23 protein-coding genes and 1 tRNA gene are annotated in these 18,421 nt (G+C 70.8%); 10 read left to right on the top strand and 14 right to left on the bottom strand.

Annotated features, from left to right (window positions below):
• The first annotated feature begins 15 nt into the window (after window positions 1-15).
• Window positions 16-585 carry a dihydrofolate reductase family protein gene (locus tag ACZ61C_RS03270; RefSeq protein WP_465302276.1) on the top strand — a complete coding sequence of 190 codons (570 nt, stop codon included), beginning with the start codon at window positions 16-18 and terminating at the stop codon, window positions 583-585.
• A 77-nt stretch (window positions 586-662) separates the two neighbouring features.
• Here ACZ61C_RS03270 and ACZ61C_RS03265 read toward each other — a convergent pair whose 3' ends face one another.
• Window positions 663-1,826 carry an epoxide hydrolase family protein gene (locus ACZ61C_RS03265; protein ID WP_465302274.1) on the bottom strand — a complete coding sequence of 388 codons (1,164 nt, stop codon included), beginning with the start codon at window positions 1,824-1,826 and terminating at the stop codon, window positions 663-665.
• A gap of 238 nt (window positions 1,827-2,064) precedes the next feature.
• Here ACZ61C_RS03265 and ACZ61C_RS03260 point away from each other — a divergent pair, with 238 nt between their 5' ends.
• Entirely contained in the window at window positions 2,065-3,246 is a 1,182-nt protein-coding gene (locus ACZ61C_RS03260; protein ID WP_465302272.1) for an acyl-CoA dehydrogenase family protein, read from the top strand.
• Window positions 3,247-3,366: 120 nt separating this feature from the next.
• Here the strand turns inward: ACZ61C_RS03260 and ACZ61C_RS03255 are convergent, their stop codons facing one another.
• From ACZ61C_RS03255 to tpx, 3 genes are all read right to left on the bottom strand, one after another.
• Window positions 3,367-3,837 (bottom strand): SgcJ/EcaC family oxidoreductase, encoded by a 471-nt coding sequence (locus tag ACZ61C_RS03255; protein ID WP_465302270.1) that lies wholly within the window; start codon window positions 3,835-3,837, stop codon window positions 3,367-3,369.
• A gap of 29 nt (window positions 3,838-3,866) precedes the next feature.
• On the bottom strand, window positions 3,867-4,331 hold the full coding sequence (locus ACZ61C_RS03250) for an SgcJ/EcaC family oxidoreductase (protein ID WP_465302268.1): 465 nt from the start codon (window positions 4,329-4,331) through the stop codon (window positions 3,867-3,869).
• A gap of 94 nt (window positions 4,332-4,425) precedes the next feature.
• The gene (gene tpx / locus ACZ61C_RS03245) at window positions 4,426-4,938 is read right to left on the bottom strand and encodes a thiol peroxidase (protein WP_465302266.1); all 513 of its coding nucleotides are present in this window, start codon (window positions 4,936-4,938) and stop codon (window positions 4,426-4,428) included.
• Window positions 4,939-5,154: 216 nt separating this feature from the next.
• On the opposite strand from tpx, the gene ACZ61C_RS03240 reads away from it, so the two are divergent.
• The 3 genes from ACZ61C_RS03240 (at window position 5,155) to ACZ61C_RS03230 (ending at window position 6,807) form a co-directional block, all read left to right on the top strand.
• Complete coding sequence (locus ACZ61C_RS03240) at window positions 5,155-5,613, top strand: SgcJ/EcaC family oxidoreductase (protein WP_465302264.1); 459 nt, start codon at window positions 5,155-5,157, stop codon at window positions 5,611-5,613.
• A 29-nt stretch (window positions 5,614-5,642) separates the two neighbouring features.
• A complete protein-coding gene (locus ACZ61C_RS03235) occupies window positions 5,643-6,098 on the top strand; it encodes an SgcJ/EcaC family oxidoreductase (RefSeq protein WP_465302262.1) in 456 nt (151 codons plus the stop codon).
• Window positions 6,099-6,228: 130 nt separating this feature from the next.
• Window positions 6,229-6,807, top strand: coding sequence for a VOC family protein (locus ACZ61C_RS03230; RefSeq protein ID WP_465302260.1), 579 nt, complete (start codon window positions 6,229-6,231; stop codon window positions 6,805-6,807).
• Window positions 6,808-6,967: 160 nt separating this feature from the next.
• Here ACZ61C_RS03230 and ACZ61C_RS03225 read toward each other — a convergent pair.
• From ACZ61C_RS03225 to ACZ61C_RS03205, 5 genes are all read right to left on the bottom strand, one after another.
• Window positions 6,968-7,040 (bottom strand) — tRNA-Ala (locus ACZ61C_RS03225).
• A 54-nt stretch (window positions 7,041-7,094) separates the two neighbouring features.
• A complete protein-coding gene (sepX, locus tag ACZ61C_RS03220) occupies window positions 7,095-7,919 on the bottom strand; it encodes a divisome protein SepX/GlpR (protein ID WP_465302258.1) in 825 nt (274 codons plus the stop codon).
• A gap of 162 nt (window positions 7,920-8,081) precedes the next feature.
• Complete coding sequence (locus tag ACZ61C_RS03215; protein ID WP_465302256.1) at window positions 8,082-8,750, bottom strand: GNAT family N-acetyltransferase; 669 nt, start codon at window positions 8,748-8,750, stop codon at window positions 8,082-8,084.
• The gene (glp, locus tag ACZ61C_RS03210) at window positions 8,750-10,027 is read right to left on the bottom strand and encodes a molybdotransferase-like divisome protein Glp (protein ID WP_465302254.1); all 1,278 of its coding nucleotides are present in this window, start codon (window positions 10,025-10,027) and stop codon (window positions 8,750-8,752) included. Before glp ends, ACZ61C_RS03215 begins: the two co-directional genes overlap by 1 nt.
• Complete coding sequence (locus ACZ61C_RS03205) at window positions 10,024-10,929, bottom strand: UTP--glucose-1-phosphate uridylyltransferase (protein ID WP_465302252.1); 906 nt, start codon at window positions 10,927-10,929, stop codon at window positions 10,024-10,026. The genes glp and ACZ61C_RS03205 overlap by 4 nt, the downstream gene beginning before the upstream one ends.
• Before the next feature lie 24 nt (window positions 10,930-10,953).
• Between ACZ61C_RS03205 and ACZ61C_RS03200 the strand changes: the two genes are divergently transcribed.
• The 4 genes from ACZ61C_RS03200 to mscL all read left to right on the top strand — a co-directional run bounded on the left by ACZ61C_RS03200 (window position 10,954) and on the right by mscL (window position 13,135).
• Entirely contained in the window at window positions 10,954-11,544 is a 591-nt protein-coding gene (locus ACZ61C_RS03200) for a 5-formyltetrahydrofolate cyclo-ligase (RefSeq protein WP_465302250.1), read from the top strand.
• A gap of 86 nt (window positions 11,545-11,630) precedes the next feature.
• Entirely contained in the window at window positions 11,631-11,930 is a 300-nt protein-coding gene (locus ACZ61C_RS03195; protein ID WP_465302248.1) for an FmdB family zinc ribbon protein, read from the top strand.
• Window positions 11,931-12,060: 130 nt separating this feature from the next.
• Window positions 12,061-12,690, top strand: coding sequence for an SAF domain-containing protein (locus ACZ61C_RS03190; protein ID WP_465302246.1), 630 nt, complete (start codon window positions 12,061-12,063; stop codon window positions 12,688-12,690).
• Between the two features lie 31 nt (window positions 12,691-12,721).
• Entirely contained in the window at window positions 12,722-13,135 is a 414-nt protein-coding gene (gene mscL, locus ACZ61C_RS03185; RefSeq protein ID WP_465302244.1) for a large-conductance mechanosensitive channel protein MscL, read from the top strand.
• 5 nt (window positions 13,136-13,140) lie between these two features.
• On the opposite strand, the gene ACZ61C_RS03180 is transcribed toward mscL, so the two are convergent.
• Together ACZ61C_RS03180 and ACZ61C_RS03175 are read right to left on the bottom strand one after the other, a co-directional pair.
• Entirely contained in the window at window positions 13,141-13,314 is a 174-nt protein-coding gene (locus tag ACZ61C_RS03180; RefSeq protein ID WP_465302242.1) for a hypothetical protein, read from the bottom strand.
• A gap of 90 nt (window positions 13,315-13,404) precedes the next feature.
• The gene (locus ACZ61C_RS03175) at window positions 13,405-13,905 is read right to left on the bottom strand and encodes a MogA/MoaB family molybdenum cofactor biosynthesis protein (RefSeq protein ID WP_465302240.1); all 501 of its coding nucleotides are present in this window, start codon (window positions 13,903-13,905) and stop codon (window positions 13,405-13,407) included.
• Between the two features lie 123 nt (window positions 13,906-14,028).
• Between ACZ61C_RS03175 and ACZ61C_RS03170 the strand changes: the two genes are divergently transcribed.
• Window positions 14,029-15,084 carry an NAD-dependent epimerase/dehydratase family protein gene (locus ACZ61C_RS03170; RefSeq protein WP_465302238.1) on the top strand — a complete coding sequence of 352 codons (1,056 nt, stop codon included), beginning with the start codon at window positions 14,029-14,031 and terminating at the stop codon, window positions 15,082-15,084.
• Between the two features lie 202 nt (window positions 15,085-15,286).
• Here ACZ61C_RS03170 and ACZ61C_RS03165 read toward each other — a convergent pair whose 3' ends face one another.
• Genes ACZ61C_RS03165 through ACZ61C_RS03155 form a run of 3 tightly spaced genes read right to left on the bottom strand, consistent with a single transcriptional unit; the run spans window position 15,287 to window position 18,346 of the window.
• A complete protein-coding gene (locus tag ACZ61C_RS03165) occupies window positions 15,287-16,336 on the bottom strand; it encodes a sensor histidine kinase (RefSeq protein WP_465302236.1) in 1,050 nt (349 codons plus the stop codon).
• Window positions 16,333-17,034 (bottom strand): response regulator transcription factor, encoded by a 702-nt coding sequence (locus ACZ61C_RS03160; RefSeq protein ID WP_465302234.1) that lies wholly within the window; start codon window positions 17,032-17,034, stop codon window positions 16,333-16,335. Before ACZ61C_RS03160 ends, ACZ61C_RS03165 begins: the two co-directional genes overlap by 4 nt.
• 10 nt (window positions 17,035-17,044) lie before the next feature.
• Window positions 17,045-18,346 (bottom strand): hypothetical protein, encoded by a 1,302-nt coding sequence (locus ACZ61C_RS03155; protein ID WP_465302232.1) that lies wholly within the window; start codon window positions 18,344-18,346, stop codon window positions 17,045-17,047.
• Between the last annotated feature and the right edge of the window lie 75 nt (window positions 18,347-18,421).

Here is an 18,421-nt window from a genome sequence, read left to right as displayed (position 1 = left end):
GCTAGCATCGGGCGCATGCGCAAACTCATCGTTCAGCAATGGGCCACTGTCGACAACATCGTCGCCGAGGAAGACGGCGGCCTGAGCTTCGTGTCCGGCGAGCCGTTCGACGACAACACCACGAGTCCCTTCCAGGACAGCGTGATGGCGTTCATCGACTCGGTCGACACGATGATTCTCGGCGCCAACACCTACAACATGTCCGTCGGTTACTGGCCGACCGCCGAAGACCAGGGTGTCTACGGCAAGAAGGTCAACGCCCTGACCAAGTACGTCGCCTCCACGACGCTCGAAGAGGCTCCGTGGGGCGAGGACTGGCCGGCCGCGACGGTCACCGCCGACCCGGTCGCCACGATCAAGGAAATCAAGAAGAAGAAGGGCAAGGACATCTGGGTGTGGGGCAGCCTCACCCTCGTGCGCGCGCTGTTCGAAGCGGGCGTCGTCGACGAGGTCCAGATGCGTGTCTGCCCGGCCACCCGCGGCAAGGGAACGCGCTACTTCGAGGGCAGCGAGAACCTCGAGGTCATCGAAGCCACCTCGTTCGAAAACGGCGTTGTCCTTTTGCGCTATGCGGTCAAGAAGTAAGCAAAAAGTCCGAACCACCGAAAAACGGACGCCGGCGCCACCGAGAGGGGCAGCGCCGGCGTCCGTTTCTTTTGTGTTTACCGGCCGTCCAGCGAAGCCACGAATGTCCGCAGGTCGCCGACGTACAGTTCCGGCTGCTCCAGCGACGCGAAGTGCCCGCCCCGCTCGAACTCCGACCAGTGCGTGATGGTGCGGTAGTCCCGGTCGGCGAACTTCCGGATCGGCAGCCCCGGGTCCTGCCCGAAGACCCCGACACCGATCGGGACGGTGACCGGGTTCGGCGGCACCCCGGGGGTGAAGATCGCGCCGAGGTGCTCGCCGGACTCGTAGTAGAACTGCGCTGACGAGGACGCGGTCCCGGTCAGCCAGTAGAGCGTGGCGTTGGTCAGCAGGCGGTCCCGGCCGACCTCCTCTTCGGGCGTCTTGACGGCCTTGTTCCAGTCGTGGAACTTCTCGACGATCCAGGCGAGCTGCCCGACCGGCGAGTCGGTGAGCCCGTACCCGACCGTGAGCGGGCGAGTGGACTGGACCTTCATGTAGCCGGACAGCTCGGCTTCGAACCGGCCCAGCTCGGCCAGGCGGCCGAAGTCCTCTTCGTCGAGCGTCCCCATCTCGGCCGGGTCGCCGGACGGCACGGTCAGCAGCATCGACACGTACGCACCCCGCACGTGCTCGGGCGCGATGTGGGCGAGCTCGAGGGAGATGATCGAGCCCCAGTCCCCGCCCGCGGTGACGTAGGTGTCGTAGTCGAGCTCCTGCATCAGCGTCGCCCACGCCTTCGCGACGCGCTTGACGTCCCAGCCGGGCTCGGTGACCGGCCCGGAGAAGCCGTGCCCGGGGATGGACGGGATGACCAGGTGGAACGCCTGCGCGGGGTCGAGGCCGTGCGCGCGCGGGTCGGTGAGCGGGCCGATGACGTCGAGGAACTCGACGATCGAACCGGGCCAGCCGTGCGTGAGCAGCAGCGGCGTCGCGCCCGGCTCCGCCGAGGTGACGTGCAGGAAGTGGACGTCGGCGCCGTCGATCTCGGTGATGAACTGCGGGTACTGGTTCAGCTCGCGCTCCGCGGCGCGCCAGTCGTACGTGCCCTGCCAGTACGTCGCGAGCTCGCGGAGGTAGTCGGCGGGGACGCCGCGCTCCCAGCCCGGGACCGAAACCGCGGTCGGCCAGCGGGTCGCGGCGATGCGCGTGCGGAGGTCTGCGAGCTCGGAATCGGGGATGTCGATCCGATAGGGACGCATCGAGGTCACCTTTCCTCGGCCGGGGGGTGGACAAAGGGTCCGTGCGTGCCCGCCGGAGACCCGGGGTCCATCGTCGTCGCGACCGGGTGTCCCGGCGTCTTCACCGTTGCTCCGCTGCGGGCACCTGGGCGCGGCGCAACGGAGGAGACGATCCCGCACGGGCTGCTCCCGCATCGTCGATGGAGAACGCGCGCGAGCGACGCAGCGGCGATGACAAATGACATATTTGGAGGACGTCATGTCCGGAAACGCCCTGGTGTCGGCCGACGAGCTCCGGAAGCGGGCCGAACACCTGGTGCCGCTGATCGAGTCGAAGGCGGCATCGTCGGAGCAGAACCGCTCCTTGGACGACGAAGTGGTCGAGGCGATCGCCGAGGCCGGCCTGTTCGACATGCGCCGTCCGCTCCGGTACGGCGGTCACGAGACGAGCGCGGTCGAGATGGGCGAGGTCCTGGCGACCATCGCCGCGGCCGACGCGTCGGCCGGGTGGAACACGGCCGTGTGGGCGATCGGCGACTGGATGGCCGCGGCGTTCCCGGACCACGTCCAGGACGAGGTCTTCGCGACGCCCGCCACGCGGATCTGCGTCGCGCTGAGCCCGACCGCCGTCGCGACCGAGACCGAAGGCGGCCTGGTCGTCAACGGGCGCTGGCACTTCGTCAGCGGCGCGAAGCACAGTCACTGGCAGGCCATCATGGCGATGGCGCCCGCCCCGGACGGCAGCCAGTGGCCGGTGGCCGCGCTGGTGCCGATGTCGGACCTGACGATCGACGACGACTGGCACACCTCCGGCTTCGCCGGCACCGGCAGTGTCAACACGGTGGCCGAGAACCTGTTCGTGCCGGCCGAGCGCGTCCTGCCGATGCCGCTGGTGCTCCAGGAGCAGTTCGCCTCCGAGCTCAACGCCACTTCGCCGGTGTTCCGCACCCCGATGATCCCGACCGGCGCGTCCGGCTTCATCGCCGTGGCCATCGGGATGGGCCGAGCGGCCTTGGCCGAGTTCAAGAAGTCCTTGGCGGGGCGCCCGATCGCGTTCACCGACTACGGCCTCCAGAGCGAAGCCCCGATCACGCACTTCGAGATCGCCGAGGCGGCGCTGAAGCTCGAAGAAGCCGAGTACTACGCCTGGCGGATGGCCTCCGGCCTCGACAAGAAGGGCGAAGCCGGCGAGAAGTGGACGCTCGAAGAGCGGATGCACAACCGCGGCCGGCTCGGCCGCCTCGTGCAGCTGGTCGAGGAGTCCGTCGACATCCTGGCGCGCGCGAGCGGCGGGTCGTCGATCAAGCTGAGCAAGCCGATCCAGCGGATCCGGCGTGACATCCACGCGTTCAGCCTCCACGGCCTGATGCACCCGCACACCAACTTCGAGCTGTACGGCCGTTCCCTCTGCGGGCTCGAGCCGAACACGCCCTACATCTGAGCCGGCCCGGGTCCTCGGCATCGCGCCGGGGACCCGGTTTCCGGTACCGGGACAAGGAAAAGCCCCCGGTCTCCTCGACTTCGAGGAGACCGGGGGCTTTTGTGCGGCTCAGGGGTGAGCTCAGCCGCCGATCGGGCTGCTCTGGTGGGACAGCAGCGCCCAGGTCCCGTCGTCCTGCTTCGTGACGATCCAGGTGGCGCGGATCCGGCGCGCGGGCGCGGTTTCCGTCTCACCGTCGAGGACGATGCCGCCCTGGGTGATCACCATGACGGTGTCGTCGGTCAGGTACGACACCTGCAGCGGCCAGCCCTTCACGTGCGCGCCGCGCAGGCCGCCTTCGAAGCCGGCCTTCATGAACGCGCGGATCTGCTCGCGGCTGGTCAGCTGCTCGTCCTGCATGAGCAGGCTGCCGTTCTCGGTGAACACCGACGCGAACTCGTCCGCGTCGTTGGCGGCCCACGCGTGCGTGATGCGCAGCGGCACGGTCAGCGCCACGCGGTCACGGGGATCGGTGAACTCGTGGTAGAACGAGGTGTCCTCCTCGATCCCGTACGAGGCCAGGATTTCCGGCGCGGTGGTCGGAGCGGTCATAGCGGGTCTCCTTCGTCCGGGGATCGGGGCTACCAGCGCAGAGTCGCGCCGGTGCCGCGCGGGCTGTTCTGGTAGCCGGCCAGGTACCAGACGCCGTCGTCGGCCTTGGCCACGGTCCAGGTGGAGCGGACGGCGAGCTCCGGCGAGATCTCGGTCTCGCCCGGCGCGAGGATGCCGCCGTGGGTGCGGATCAGCGCGACGGAGTCGTTCACGAGCCGCAGGTCGACCGGCTTGCCGGTGATCCGGGATCCCTTGAACGGTCCGGCGAAGGCCGCGGACAGGAACGACCGGATCTCGTCGCGGCCGACCTTGTACACGTCGCCGGGCAGGATCAGCGTGCCGTCCTTGGTGAACACGTTCACCACGGCGTCCACGTCGTTGCGCGCCCAGGCCTCGACCAGGCGCAGCGGCACGCCGAGCACCTCCTTTTGGCGCTCGCTGGTGAACGGACCGTAGTAGTCGTCCAATGTGGACTCGTCGACTTCAGAGGACACGGGTGTCCCCTCCCTTCTGTCACCGGTCGGTTGTCGTTCCCAGCGTGGCAGCCGCCCAGGCCAGGAGCGCCTTCTGCATTGCCGGTGCGGCCGCTCAGGCGGCCCGGCGGGTGCCCTCGGCGGCCTTCGCGGCGGCGATGACGGCGTCGTAGTCGGGCTGCTCCTCGATCGCCGGGACGTACTCGGCGTACACGACGGTGTCGGTCGCGTCGACCACGAACACCGCACGCGCGAGGAGGCGGAACTCCTTGATCGCCACGCCGTACGCCGTGCCGAACGAAAGGTCGCGGTGGTCGGAGACGACGCGCACGGCGTCCGCTCCGGTCGCGCCGCACCAGCGGGCCTGCGCGAAGGGCAGGTCGACCGAAACGGTCAGCACGGTGACCTCACCGAGCTCCGCGACGGCGTCGTTGAAGCGGCGGGTCTGCAGGTCGCACACCGGCGTCTCGAGCGACGGCACCACGGAGATGACGCGGACCGTCCCGGAGAGCGTGGAGAAGGTCAGCGGGGACATGTCGGGGGCGACGACAGTGAAGTCCGGCGCCGCGTCCCCCGTCGTCACAACCGGGCCGACGAGGGTGACCGGGCGGCCGCGGAAGGTCACCACGCCGGCACGTTCGGGAATCGCATTCATGGACTGGACCGCTTTCTGGGTCGGAACAGGTCCGCGCCAGCGTTGCAGCGCCACCACGACCCCGGCGTCTCCTGAGCTGCCGCATGAATGAAGACGCGTCACCGCCGGGTCGGCCGCGACCATCGTGGGGAGGTTTGTCGTGTCCTCATCGGCAGACCGACCCCCGTAACCCGCGAGAAGAGGGCCGGAATGACGACGACCGAACAGGCTCGTTTGGACGCTTACTACGGAGAGTTCACCAGCGACAAGGAGAAGGAGGTGCTCAGCGTCCCGCTGCGGCTGGTGGCGGCCTGGGCGAAGAACGACGCCGACGGTGTTGCCGACGTCTTCGTCGAGGACGGCATCCTGATCCTGCCGGGCGACGTGTACAAGGAAGGCCGCGAGGAGATCCGCGTCTTCATGAAGGCGGCCTACGCCGGGCCGTTCAAGGACAGCGGTGTCACCGGGCAGCCGGTGGACCTGCGGTTCGTGACCGATGACGTCGCGCTGATCCGCACCCACGGTGGCATCCTCGCCGCGGGCGAGACCGAGATCGCGCCGGAGCTGGCGGTGCGCTCGAGCTGGATCACGGTCAAGCGCGACGGCGAGTGGTACCTGGCCGGCTACCAGAACAGCCCGCGCGGCGCCGGCGCCACCCTTCGTTGGTAGTTCCCCTCGTTCCCCAAGGAGAGAAATTCATGAGTTCCAAGGCAGCCGACCTGGTCGCGCAGGCGAAGCAGTGGGCCGGGTACTACGGCGAGTTCCCCAACGGCGAAGAAGGAGCGGTGCTGACGGTGCCGCTGCGGCTGCGGGCCGCGTGGGACGCCGGCGACGCCAACGCGATCGCGGACCTGTTCACCGACAACGGCAGCATGCTGGTCGGCGACGAGCAGCTGCGCGGCCGTGAGGCCATCCGCACCCACCTGACCGAGCTGTTCGCCGGCGACTACCGGGGCACCAAGGTCTCCGACGAGCCGGTCCGCATCAAGTTCCTCACCGACGGTGTCGCGCTGGCCATCACCAAGGGCGGCATCCTCGCCGACGGAGCGACCGAAATCGCGCCGGAGAACGAGAACCGGGCCACCTGGGTGGTCCGCAAGGAATCCGGTGACTACAAGCTCGTCAACTACCAGACCAGTCCCCTCCGCGGCTGAGTCCACCATGCTGAAGGCCACCTCGGGGAAAAGACCTCGAGGTGGCTTTCGCGCCTTCCGGACCCGAGCGCCGTTCGCACGAGCAAATAGCTCCGTGTCGTTTCGGCGGGTCCGGGCTTACGTTCGGGCGGTGGCGAACGAACTGACGATTCCCCTCCTGCCCTGTCCGTCCATCACCGAGATCGCGTCGTTCTACGAGATGCTCGGCTTCGAGATCACCTACCGGCAGACGCGGCCGAACCCGCACGTGGCGGTGCGCCGGGAAGACATCAACCTGCACTTCTTCGGCATGGAAGGCTACGACCCGGCGCAGTCGTACAGCACGTGCCTGGTCATCGTGCCGGACACCAGCGAGCTGTTCGAGGCGTTCGCGGCCGGAATGCGCTCCGTACACGGAAAACTGCTCGTCTCCGGCATCCCCCGCATGACCCGCCCCCGGCTGCGCAACGACCGCTACACGGGCTTCACGGTCATCGACCCAGGCGGCAACTGGATCCGGATAAACAGGGCCACCAAGGAACCCGAGGCACAGACGAAGCTGGCCAAGGCCATGGAGAACGCAGCAAGACAGGCAGACGCCCGCGGCAACGAACCCCAAGGCCTGAAGATCCTGGAAGGCGCCCTAAAGCGAGCAACCGGCACCGAACCCGAGTTCCAGGCAGCCCAGGACTACCGCGACGAACTCATCGAACGGATCAAAGGTGCCTGAGCCGCGCCCAGGCACTCGATCGCGGACAAACGAAAGGTGACCACGACTGGGGGTCCGGGGGCGAAGCCCTCCGGGCGGGGTCTGGGGGTTGCACCCCCAGAAAACACAACGAGCGAGGAAGGTCCGCGTTTTCTGCGGACATTCCTCGCTCGCGAGCGAGTGGAGCTGAGGGGAATCGAACCCCTGACCTTCTCGATGCGAACGAGACGCGCTACCAACTGCGCTACAGCCCCTTGATCGTGCTCGTAGAGCTTAGCAGTGCCCTGCGAGCACAATCCGCCGGGGGGTCACTCCCCGACGGCCCGGCGATAAGGCCCGGTCCCGGGCTCGTCGAGCTCCTCGAACGCGGGGTCCTCGTCGTCGAGGTCGACGACGACCGCGCTGCGGCGGACGCGGGACGTCGGTGACGGGCGGCGCTCGACGACCTCGCGCCGGACCGGCTCGACGACCTCGACGTCCTCGGCCTCGTCGAGCTCGACCGGCTCTTCTTCCTCGATCTCCGGACGCGGCTCGGGGTGCCGCGGCGCGCGGGTGCTGTTGAAGCGGGCGAGCCGGCGCTGCCGGATCTCCTCCTCGATGCGCACCTGACGGCGCAGGTACACGAGGTACCCGACCAGCGCGACGTCGGCGGCGCCGTGGCCCCACCAGGCCAGCGGGGTGAGGAAGCCCGCCACGGCGGCGGTGGCCACCGCGATCACGAGCAGGATGACGACGACGCGCTGCCGGAAGCCGTACTTCGCGCGGGCCGCGATCTCCGCCGCTTCGGGGTCGAAGCCGCCGCGGCCGGGCCGGTAGCCGGGCCGGTCGCGCTCGGCTCGCGAGCCGCCCTTGGGCTGCGGGAGCGGGTCGGGTTCGGGCTCCTCGTCTTCGAGGTCCTCGTCGAGCTCGGCTTCGAGCTCCGCGAGGTCGTCCTCGACCGAGGGCCGGGACTTCACCGGCTGGTCGGACATGGCGAATTCCTCCCGGTCTTCGTTGCGTCCACTGCGCACCACCCTGGCCGCGAGCGCGGAGTCGGTCGTCCGGGCGACCTGCTGCCGTCTGCGCGCGACCATGGGCACGAGTACGACGAGCCATGCCGCGGCCAGCGCGACGATGATCACGGAACTGGGCATCTCCCGTCACCTCCCCCGATCCTTCACCTGAAATCACGCTAGTCACAGGAGTAACAGATCGGGCGGAGGCTCGCCGGGTTCGATCACGGAAATGCCTCACCGGATTAGGTGATTCTCACTGCATGTGGTAACGCGCTCACTGACCCGGGTGGGTAATCACCCTCAGGCGTAGTCCGCGCGGCCCGTCGAGACGAGCCGGGACACCAGCCCGGACCCGGTCTCCTCGCGCGTCACGGCGAAGCAGTAGTGGTCGCGCCAAGCGCCGGCGACGTCGAGGTAGCGTTCGAACAGCCCCTCCTGCCGGTAGCCCGCTTTGGTGAGAACCCGCAGGCTGGCGACGTTTTCCGGCCGCACGGTGGCCTCCAGCCGGTGCAGCCCGGCCGTCCCGAACGCGTGGTCGGTGACGAGGGCGACGGCGGCCGTCGCGACCCCGCCGCGGACCACGTCGGACGACACCCAGTACCCGATCCAGGCGGACCGCAGCGACGCCCGGATGACGTTACCCACAGTGATCTGGCCCGCGAGACGACCGTTCAGGGTGATCGTGAAGGGCAGGCACTGACCACGCCGTGCGAGCGAACGCAGCGCCGCCCACTGCGACGGCCACGACCAGAAGGCGTTGCGTTCCGGCCACGGGCCGACGCCGGTCGGCTCCCACATTTCGAGGTGCGCCCGGTCCCGGAGCCGGATCCGGCTCCATTCGCCGGCGTCGCGCAGCCGGACCGGCCGGACCGCGACCTCGCCCGCGGGCACGCGCAGCGGCCCGAGCCGCGCCGGCCAGCCCGGGTGGCGGCTTTCGACCGGGTAGGACACGCCGGACACGGAGTTCATCAGGCCCGTTGCGCCAGGAACGTGACCTGGACCTGCTCGCCCGCGGGGACGTCGGTCATCTCTTCCGGCACGTTGATCAGGCAGTTCGCCTCGGCCAGCGATGCGAGCAGGTGCGCCCCGGACTGGCCGAGCGGCTGGACGAGGTACTCGCCGTTGGCCTCGTCGCGCAGGAGCTGGCCGCGCAGGTAACCACGCCGCCCCTCGGTCGAGGTGATCGGCGAGAGCAGCCGCGCGCCGACGATCCGCCGGTGCGGGTTGCGGGTCCCGCGCGCCGCCCGGATCAGCGGCCGCACCAGCACCTCGAACACCACCAGCGCGCTCATCGGGTTGCCGGGGATGAGGAACGTCGGCACCGAGTCGGGGCCGAGCCTGCCGAACCCCTGCACCGAGCCGGGGTGCATCGCCACCCGCGTCATGTCGATCCGGCCGAGGTCGGACAGCGCCGCGTGGACCTCGTCGCCGGAGGAGCCTCCGGCGCCGCCCGCGACCACGACGATCTCCGACATCAGCAGCCGGCCCTCGACGATCTCCCGCAGCCGCTTCGGCTCGCTCGCCACGATGCCGACCCGGCTGACCTCGGCGCCCGCGTCCCGCGCGGCCGCGGCCAGCGCGTAGGAGTTGACGTCGTAGACCTGCCCGACCGACGGCGTCCGGTCGATGTCGACCAGCTCGTCGCCGACCGACACGATCGAGACCCGCGGCCGCGGGTAGACGAGGACCTTCGCGCGGCCGACGGCGGCGAGCAGGCCGACCTGCGCCGAGCCGATCGTGTCGCCGTTGCGCACCGCGACGTCGCCGATCTGGACGTCTTCGCCGGCGCGGCGCACGTACCCCGCCGACGGCACCGAGCGGTGCACGGTGACCCGGGCCTGGTGCCCGTCGGTGTAGGCGAGCGGCACGACGGCGTCGGCCAGCGTCGGCAGCGGCGCGCCGGTGTCGACCCGCACCGCCTGGCCGGGCTGCAGGCGCCGCGGCTGGCGCGAGCCCGCCGCGATCTCCCCGACGACCGGCAGCTGCACGGGCTCCTCGCCGGCGGCGCGGACGTCGACGCTGCGCACCGCGTACCCGTCGACCGCGGCCTGGTCGAAGCCGGGCAGCGCGTGCTCGGCGACGACCTCCTCGGCGCAGAGCAGGCCCTGGGCCTCGGAGATCGCCACCCGCACCGGCTGGGGCCGGACGGCGGCGTCCAGCGTCATCGAGATCTGCGCGTCGACCGAGCGGAACTCGGCCTCCTCCTCGGCCACTTCGGGCCGTGCCGCGTCGAGGGATTCCGTCATGGGCGATCTGTCCCGATCCGTTCCGTCAGCCACGCCCGTAAAGATGGACCGTACTCGGGCGTTTCAAGCGCGAAATCGACCGCGGCGCGCAGGAAACCACCCGGATTCCCCAGGTCGTGGCGTCCGCCGCGGTGCACGACGACGTGCACAGGGTGTCCTTCGGAGATCAGGAGCGCGACCGCGTCGGTCAGCTGCAGCTCCCCGCCGCTGCCCGGCGTGATCCGCTTCAGCGCGTCGAAGATCGCCCGATCGAGCAGGTAGCGCCCGGCCGCGGCGTAGGTCGACGGCGCTTCCTCCGGCTTCGGCTTCTCGACCATCCCGTGCACGCGCTTGACGTCTTCGTCGTCGGTGTCGGTGACGTCGAAGACGCCGTACGGCGAGATCTCGGCCTTCGGGATGTCGAACGCGCAGAGCACGCTGCCGCCGTGCTGCGCCCGCACCGCGCTCATCCGCTCGAGCACGCCGGTGGGCAGCACGAGGTCGTCCGGCAGCAGCACGGCGACCGCCTCGTCGTCCGGTTTCAGGTTCGGCTCGGCCTGCGCGACGGCGTGGCCGAGCCCGAGCGCCTGCTCCTGGATGGCGGTCTCGACGGCGAGCAGGGCGGACCCTCGACGCACCTTCTCCAGCAGCTCGGTCTTGCCCTTGGCCTCGAGGTTCTTCTCGAGCTCGGGCTGCTCCTCGAAGTACCGGACGACGGCGTCCTTGCCCGGCGAGGTCACGATGACCAGGCGTTCGGCGCCCGCGGCGGCGGCCTCGGCCGCGACCAGCTCGATCCCCGGCGTGTCCACCACCGGCAGCAGCTCCTTGGGCACGGCCTTCGTCGCCGGCAGGAAGCGCGTGCCGAGGCCGGCGGCAGGCACGATGGCGGTTCTGAACGTCTGGGAGGTTGCGGCGCCCGTCATGGGCGCAAAGCCTAACGTGAGGTCATGCATGCGCTGGGCAATGAGCACCTGAGCAAGGCGGAGTGGCGCGCGCGGCTTTCGGGCGCGCGAGCGGCCCAGACCCCCGAATCACACGCCCAGGAGGCGTCGGCGCTGGTCAACGCGGTGTCGAAGGTCACAGCCACGACCGTGTGCGCCTACCTTCCCTTCGGTGTCGAACCGGGCACGGCGGCGCTCGCCGACGCGCTGGCCGCCGGCGGCGCGCGGGTGCTGCTGCCGGTCATCCGGGCGCGGTCGGAACCGCTCGACTGGGCCGAGTACACCGGCGAGGCCGATCTCGTCCCCAGCCTGTTCCGCGGGATCCGCGAGCCCGGCGGGAAACGCCTGGGTGCCGGCGCCGTCGGCGCGGCGGAGCTGGTCCTGGTGCCCGCGTTGGCCGTGGACCACCGGGGAGTGCGGCTCGGCCGGGGCGCCGGCCACTACGATCGTTCGCTGGTGTTCGCCGCGCCCGGAGCGGCCCTGCTCGCCGTCGTGCGGGACGACGAGCTGGTCGAGCGGCTGCCCGGGGAGGCTCACGACGTGCGCATGAGCGGGGCCTTGACGCCCGCTCGAGGCGTGCTGGAGCTGCCGATGTGAGCAACAAGGAATTGCTTTCGGGGAATGTCATCCAGCACAATTGGGTTGGCACTCTTGTCGGATGAGTGCCAGTGAAGGAGCCGTCAGTGCCTACGTACCAGTACGCCTGCAAAGAATGCGACCACCGGTTCGAAGCCGTGCAGTCGTTCTCGGACCCCAGCCTGACCGTGTGCCCGCAGTGCTCCGGCACGCTGCGCAAGGTCTTCAGCTCGGTGGGCGTCGTCTTCAAGGGCAGCGGTTTCTACCGCACCGACTCGCGCGACTCGAGCAAGTCGAGCACCGCGTCGGCCCCGGCGAAGAGCGAGACCAAGACCGAGACGAAGTCGGACACGAGCTCGGCATCTTCCTCCTCGACCACGACGAAGACGACCGCCGCGGCCTCCTGAGCCGCCAGTTGTCCACAACACCCCGGTTGTCCACAGATGCCGGACGAAGCCCTTCCGGCGGCTCGTCCGGCTTCCCTAACGTCGATCTCGTGCGGCACCGCGCCGCACCCGATCCGACCGAGGGGGACCCGTGGACGTCCTGGCGAAGCTCCACCCACCTGACCTGACCCGGCTCCAGGGCCGGCGGACGCGGCTGATGCGCCGCTGGCTCGCTGCCTGCCTCCTGCTGACCGGCGCTCTGCTGTTCGCCCATCCCGGCTCCGCTCGAGGCGCGCCGACGACTCCGACGGTCGTCGCGGCGCACGACCTCCCTTCCGGCGCGGCTCTGCGCGCCGCCGACGTCCGGCTGGCCGACCTCCCCGACGACGCACGCCCCTCGGGCGTGCTGAGCACCCTCGACGTCGTCGACGGGCAGCTGCTGGCGGGCGCCGTCCGGGCCGGTGAGCCGTTGACCGACGTCCGCCTGGCTTCGGCCATCCCCGCCTCGGGTGATCCCGGCACGGCGACCGTGCCGGTCCGGCTGGCCGATGCCGCCGTCGCCGACTTGCTGAGGCCCGGCCGGCGCGTCGACGTCGTGGCGGCGCCGGAACCGGGGGTGCCCGCGTCCGTGCTGGCCGGTGGCGCGACGGTGGTGACGGTCGAGCACCAGGAGAAGGCGATCGGGAAGGGATCGCTGGTGCTGCTCCGGCTCCCGGAGGCGACCGCGACGAAGGTGGCGGCGATTTCACTGGAGCGAGCGGTAACGGTTACTCTCCGCTAGCCCTCACCAGCCCCGTCTTCGAGGAGAGAAAGTGCTCAAGGGTTTCAAGGACTTCCTGATGCGCGGCAACGTCGTTGACCTCGCCGTCGCGGTGGTCATCGGCTCGGCGTTCACGGCGATCGTCACGGCGTTCACGAACGGCCTCATCAAGCCGCTGATCAGCACGATCGGCGGCACGGACGCCGCGAAAGGCCTCGGCTACCAGATCTTCGCCAACAACGACGCCACGTTCCTGGACTTCGGCGGCGTGATCAACGCGGCGATCAACTTCGTGCTGGTCGCGGCGGTGGTCTACTTCGTGATCGTGCTGCCGGTGAAGCACGTCCAGGAGCGGCGCAAGCGCGGCCAGGAGCCGGGCCCGGCGGAGCCGACCGACGTCGAGCTGCTCATCGAAATCCGCGACCTGCTGCGCGCCCAGGCCCAGCGCGACAACGGCCGCGGCTGAAGCCGTCAGCGGTCGTGGTGCGGTGGCCGGTTCTCCCGGTACCAGTCGTCCGGGAGGCCGGTGCGCCGGTCGGGGTCACGTTCGTCGGAGGTCGTCTCGGGCAGGACGTCCCCGAAGATCTCGTCCACCCGGCGGCGCCATTCGCCACTGGTCTTGGGGTCGCGCTCCGGTCCCGGCATGCGCCCAGTGTCCCACGACGCGTTCTTTGACAACTCCAGAGCGAACCTCGAAGCCGGGAGCGACGGGCATCCCGTCACCCCCAGCCGGGGTCAGACCTCCTCGAGGCCCGAGAGCTCGTCGATCACGTGCGGCACGAGCGAGGTCAGCGTCGCCATGCCGTCGCGCACCGCGGAGCGCGAGCCGGCCAGGTTGACCACGAGGGTGCTGCCGGAGACGCCCGAGAGGCCTCGCGAGATCCCCGCGTCGACGGCGCCGGCGGCCAGACCGGACGCGCGGATCGCCTCGCTGATGCCCGGGATCGGCCGGTCGAGCACGCCGGCGGTGGCGTCGGGGGTGTTGTCCCGCGGCAGCACACCCGTGCCGCCGACGGTGATCACCAGGTCGGCACCGCCGATCACGGCGGTGTTGAGCGCGTTGCGGACATCCACGATCTCGGCTCCGACGACCACCACACCGTCGACGATGAAGCCGGCTTCTTCGAGCAGCTCGGTGACCAGCGGTCCCGTGGTGTCCTCGTGCTCGCCGTGCGCCACGCGATCGTCCACGATGACCACGAGGGCCCGGCCCAGCCGTTGTGCACTCCGTTCCATGGCGCCCACCGTAGTCGGTTTCGGCCTCCCGGCGCCGGGAGGTGCCGGGTGAGTTCTGACGATCCGGTGACGCCGCCGCGCACACCTGGGCACGCCCCCGCGTGACCCCCTAGCGTGGCCGGTGTGCGCGTACTGGTCACCGGCGGAGCCGGGTTCATCGGGTCACACATCGCCGATCTGCTCGTCGAGGGGGGTGACGAGGTCGTGGTACTCGACAACCTGCTCCAGAAGGCGCACGGTTCCCGCACCCCACCGGCGTACACCTCCCGGCACCGGTTCCTCCTCGGCGACGTCACCGACACCGAAATCGTCGCGGAGCTGCTGGACGGCGTCGACGCGGTCTGCCACCAGGCGGCGGTGGTCGGGCACGGCGTCGACCCGTCGGACGCGCCGTCGTACGCGCTGCACAACGACTACGGCACGGCGATCGTCCTGGCCGCGATGCACGCGGCCGGGGTGCGGAAACTGGTGCTGGCGTCCTCGATGGTCGTCTACGGCGAAGGCCGGTACGCGTGCCCGGACCACGGCGTGGTGACCCCGTCACCGCGCCGTCAGTCCGATGTGGACGCCGGCCGCTTCGAGCCGCGCTGCCCGGCCTGCGACGCCGAGCTGGGCTGGCGGCTGGTGCCCGAAGACGCGCCGTTGAACCCGCGCAGCTCGTACGCGGCGTCGAAGCTCGCGCAGGAGCACTTCGCCGGCGCGTGGGCGCGCCAGTCGGGCGGCAGTGTGTGGGCGATGCGCTACCACAACGTCTACGGCCCGAGGATGCCGCAGAACACCCCGTACGCGGGGGTGGCGTCGCTGTTCCGCTCGGCCTTGGAGCGCGGCGAAGCCCCGCGTGTGCTGGAGGACGGTGGCCAGCAGCGCGACTTCGTGCACGTCCACGACGTCGCCAGGGCGAACGTCCTGGCTCTCCGGACGGACGGCCCGGAGGGCGACATCACGCCCCTGAACGTCTGCTCGGGCACCCCGCACACGGTGGGCGAGCTGGCCGAGGAGCTGGCCCGCGCCTGCGGCGGCCCGGCCCCCCAGGTGGTCGGCGGCGCCCGCACGGCCGACGTCCGCCACGTGGTGGCCGACCCGGCCCGCGCCCGCGAGCTGCTGGGGTTCACCGCGGAGATCGGTTTCGCCAAGGGCATGGCCGACTTCGCGACGGCCGAGCTGCGCGACCCGGTCTGACGGCCCGGCCCTCTTTCCCGATCAGGGCTTCCCGGCGAGGTACGAGCCATCGCGCGGCCGGCCTCACCCGGGGGCGGGCCCGTATCCGCTCGTCTGCGGCCGTGTGAGCGGGAGCAGGCGCCGTTGTCGGTCAGCACCCGCCGAACGGTGATCCCGTAACCCGCGAGTCGCGAGGCCTCCGCAACCTCCCCAGGCAGCGCGGCTAGGACATCGCCAAGGGCAGCCGGACCTCGAACCGGCACCCGGGGCCGTGGTTGTGCACCCCGATCTTCCCGCGGTGGGCCTCGACCAGCCCCTTGGCGATGGCCAGGCCGAGCCCGCCGCCGCTGGTCGTGCCACCGCGTTCCGGGGTCCGGGCCTGCGTCCCGCGGAAGGCGACGTCGAAGACCCGGCTGATCTCGTCGTCCGGGATGCCGCCGCAGGAGTCGTCGACGGCCAGCAGCGCCTCGTCGCCGTCGACCCCGATCTGGACCGCGACCGTCCCGTCGGGCGGCGTGTGGCGGATCGCGTTCGAGACCAGGTTCCGCACGACCCGCGCCAGCTCCGGGTCGCTGCCGTTCACGACCGGCCACGTCGACGCGTTCGCGAGCACCCGCACCCGCTTCCGCTCGGCGACCGGCGACTGGGCCGCGACGGCGTCGCTGACGACGTCCCGCAGCGGCACCGCGGACATGGTCAGCTCGAGCGCGCCCGCGGTGATCCGCGAGAGCTCGAACAGGTCGCCGACCATCGCGGAGAGCCGGGTGGTTTCGCCGCTGATCCGCTGGGCGTAGTCGGCGACTTCGCCGCGTTCGGACACCACGCCGTCGGCCAGCGCTTCCGCCATGGCCTGGATGCCGGCCAGCGGGCTGCGCAGGTCGTGGCTGATCCACGCGACCAGCTCCCGCCGGGACGCCTCGGCCGCGCGCTCCCGGTTCCGGGCCTCCCGCTCCCACACGCTGCGGCGCGCGATCGCCCGGCCGAGGATGATCGCCGCGGGCACCGTGACCACCGCGACGAGCAGGCAGACCAGCAGCATCGTGGTCAGCGCCGGGGTGAACATGAACCCGCTGACGCCGAGCACACCCACCAGCGTGGCGAGCACCGGGATCAGCACCAGCACGGTCATCGTGGTGGCGAGGGAACCGCGGCGCAGCACGTAGAGCACCACTCCGCCCAGCACGGCCACCGGAAGCGCGAACAGCAGCGCCAGCGGCAGGATGTGCGACAGGTGCTCGAGGATCTCGCGAAAGGACTCGCCGGGTTCGATCACGGCTGCTCCCGGTCGTAGCGGTAGCCGACACCCCACACCGTCGCGACCCGGGCCGGCTTCGCCGGGTCGCGCTCGATCTTCTCGCGCAACCGTCGCACGTGGACGGTCACCGTGGACTGGTCCCCGAAGTCCCAGCCCCACACCTTTTCGAGCAGGTCCGCCCGCGAATAGGCGACACCGGGGTGGCCGAGGAAGAACGCGAGCAGGTCGAACTCCCTGGTGGTCAACGGAAGTTCGCGACCACCGAGCGTCGCGGTGCGCGCCGTCATCTGCAGCCGGAGGTCGCCGTCGACGAGCTCCGCGGCCGCCGGTTCCGGGCGCGGCATCCGCGCGCGGCGCAGCACCGAAGCGACGCGGAGGGCGAGTTCCTTGGGACTGAAGGGTTTCGTCACGTAGTCGTCGGCGCCGAGCTGGAGCCCGGCGATGCGGTTCTCCTCCTCGCCGAGCGCGGTGAGCATGACGATCGGCACCTGGCTGACCTGGCGCAGCCGCTTGCACACCTCGAGGCCGTTGATCCCCGGCATCATGACGTCGAGGACCACGAGGTCGGGCTCGTGCGCCGCGAACTTCGCCAGTCCTGCGGCGCCGTCTCCGGCCTGGTCGACGGTGAACCCGGCGACCTCGAGGTAGCGGCGCACGACGTCGCGGACCGTCTCGTCGTCGTCGACCACGAGCACGCGCCCGGCCTGATCGTTCATCACGTCTCCCTCACCAGCCGGTCAGCAGCAGGTGGTTGACCGCCAGCGCCGTCGCCGCCTGCGCAGCGAGCCACCAGCGCCGGCCGGGCCGCGGCAGCAGGGCCGTCATCGGCAGCAACCACACCCCGAACGGTAGCCAGATCCGTTCGGTCTCGGCTTTCGACAGGCCCGAGACGTCGGCGAACACGATGGTGAGCAGGGCGGCGAGGCCGAGCAGCAGCACCGGGTCGGCGAACACGCCACGGCGTTGGCGGGGCAAGAAGGCCTCGGTGAGCCCACGCCGGAGGGCGGCGATCACCGCCGGCCCGAGGGCCATGGACACCGCGGCCAGATCCGCCCAGACCCAGTACGAATAGGGCCGGACCAGCGCGACGCCCTGGTAGTAGCGCTCGACGACCAGGTGGTACCCGTCGAGCCACCAGAAGCCCGCCCAGGCGAAGACCCCGACGACGACGAGCGCCGCGGCGATCGCCAGGGCCGCCGCCCGCCACTGGCGGCCGAGCACCGCCACGGCCAGGGCGAGCAGGCCGAGCAGCACCAGGCCGTACGACAGGAAGATGCCGTAGCCGAGCAGCACCCCGGCGGCCAGCCCGGCCGGCACGGCGTACCGGCGGCCGTCGGTGAACCCCTTCGCGGACAACGCGAGCAGCGCCAGGCCGGTCGCGGTCGTCCCGGCGAACAGGCCGTCCGCGGAGACGCCGATCCACACCGCGCCGGGTGTCAGGACGGCGAAGGGCAGCACGGCGCGGGCCGCGTCGGGCCGGCCGAGCAGGGCGACCGTCGCGGGCACGGCGACCGCGACCAGGCTGCCGACGAGCACCACGGCCGTCGCCGCCCAGGCCCCGCCGTGCAGGCCGAGCCGGTCCAGCCAGACGAACACGAGCGTCGCGCCCGGCGGGTGGCCGGACACGTGCGTGGTCCACGAGTGCGGCTGGAAGTCGAGGATGCGCGAGGAGAACTCGCGCAGCATCCGCGGGATGTCGGTGATCCCGGGCACCTCGTGGAGGTACTCCTGCGGAATGGTCAGGTGCCCGGCGAACCCGCGCGCCCAGCCGTCGACCATGGTCAGCGAGAAGATCCACGCGAGCGACGCGAGGTAGCCGAACGCGAGGGCGCGGCGCCACGGCAGGCGGGCGGCCAGCGCCGGCCCCTGGAGCACAACCACGGCGGCGATCAGCACGGCGAACACCGAGCCCGGGCCGACGTGCGGCAGCCAGTCGGCGAACAACGGCGGCGAATTGACGAAGATGACCACACCGGAGCCCGGCCGGTTGTAGTACAGGCCGACCGCGGGGGGGGGGGGCAGGAGCAACAAAGCGGCCTCAAAGGAAGGGAGAGCGGCCCAGCGGGGGGGGGGACACGATACGTCTAGTGCTGGGGGGTTGGG

This window comes from Amycolatopsis sp. NPDC104587, from assembly GCF_055583645.1.
Note: the sequence above shows the minus strand (reverse complement) of the source record. Positions and strands in the feature narration are given on the sequence as shown.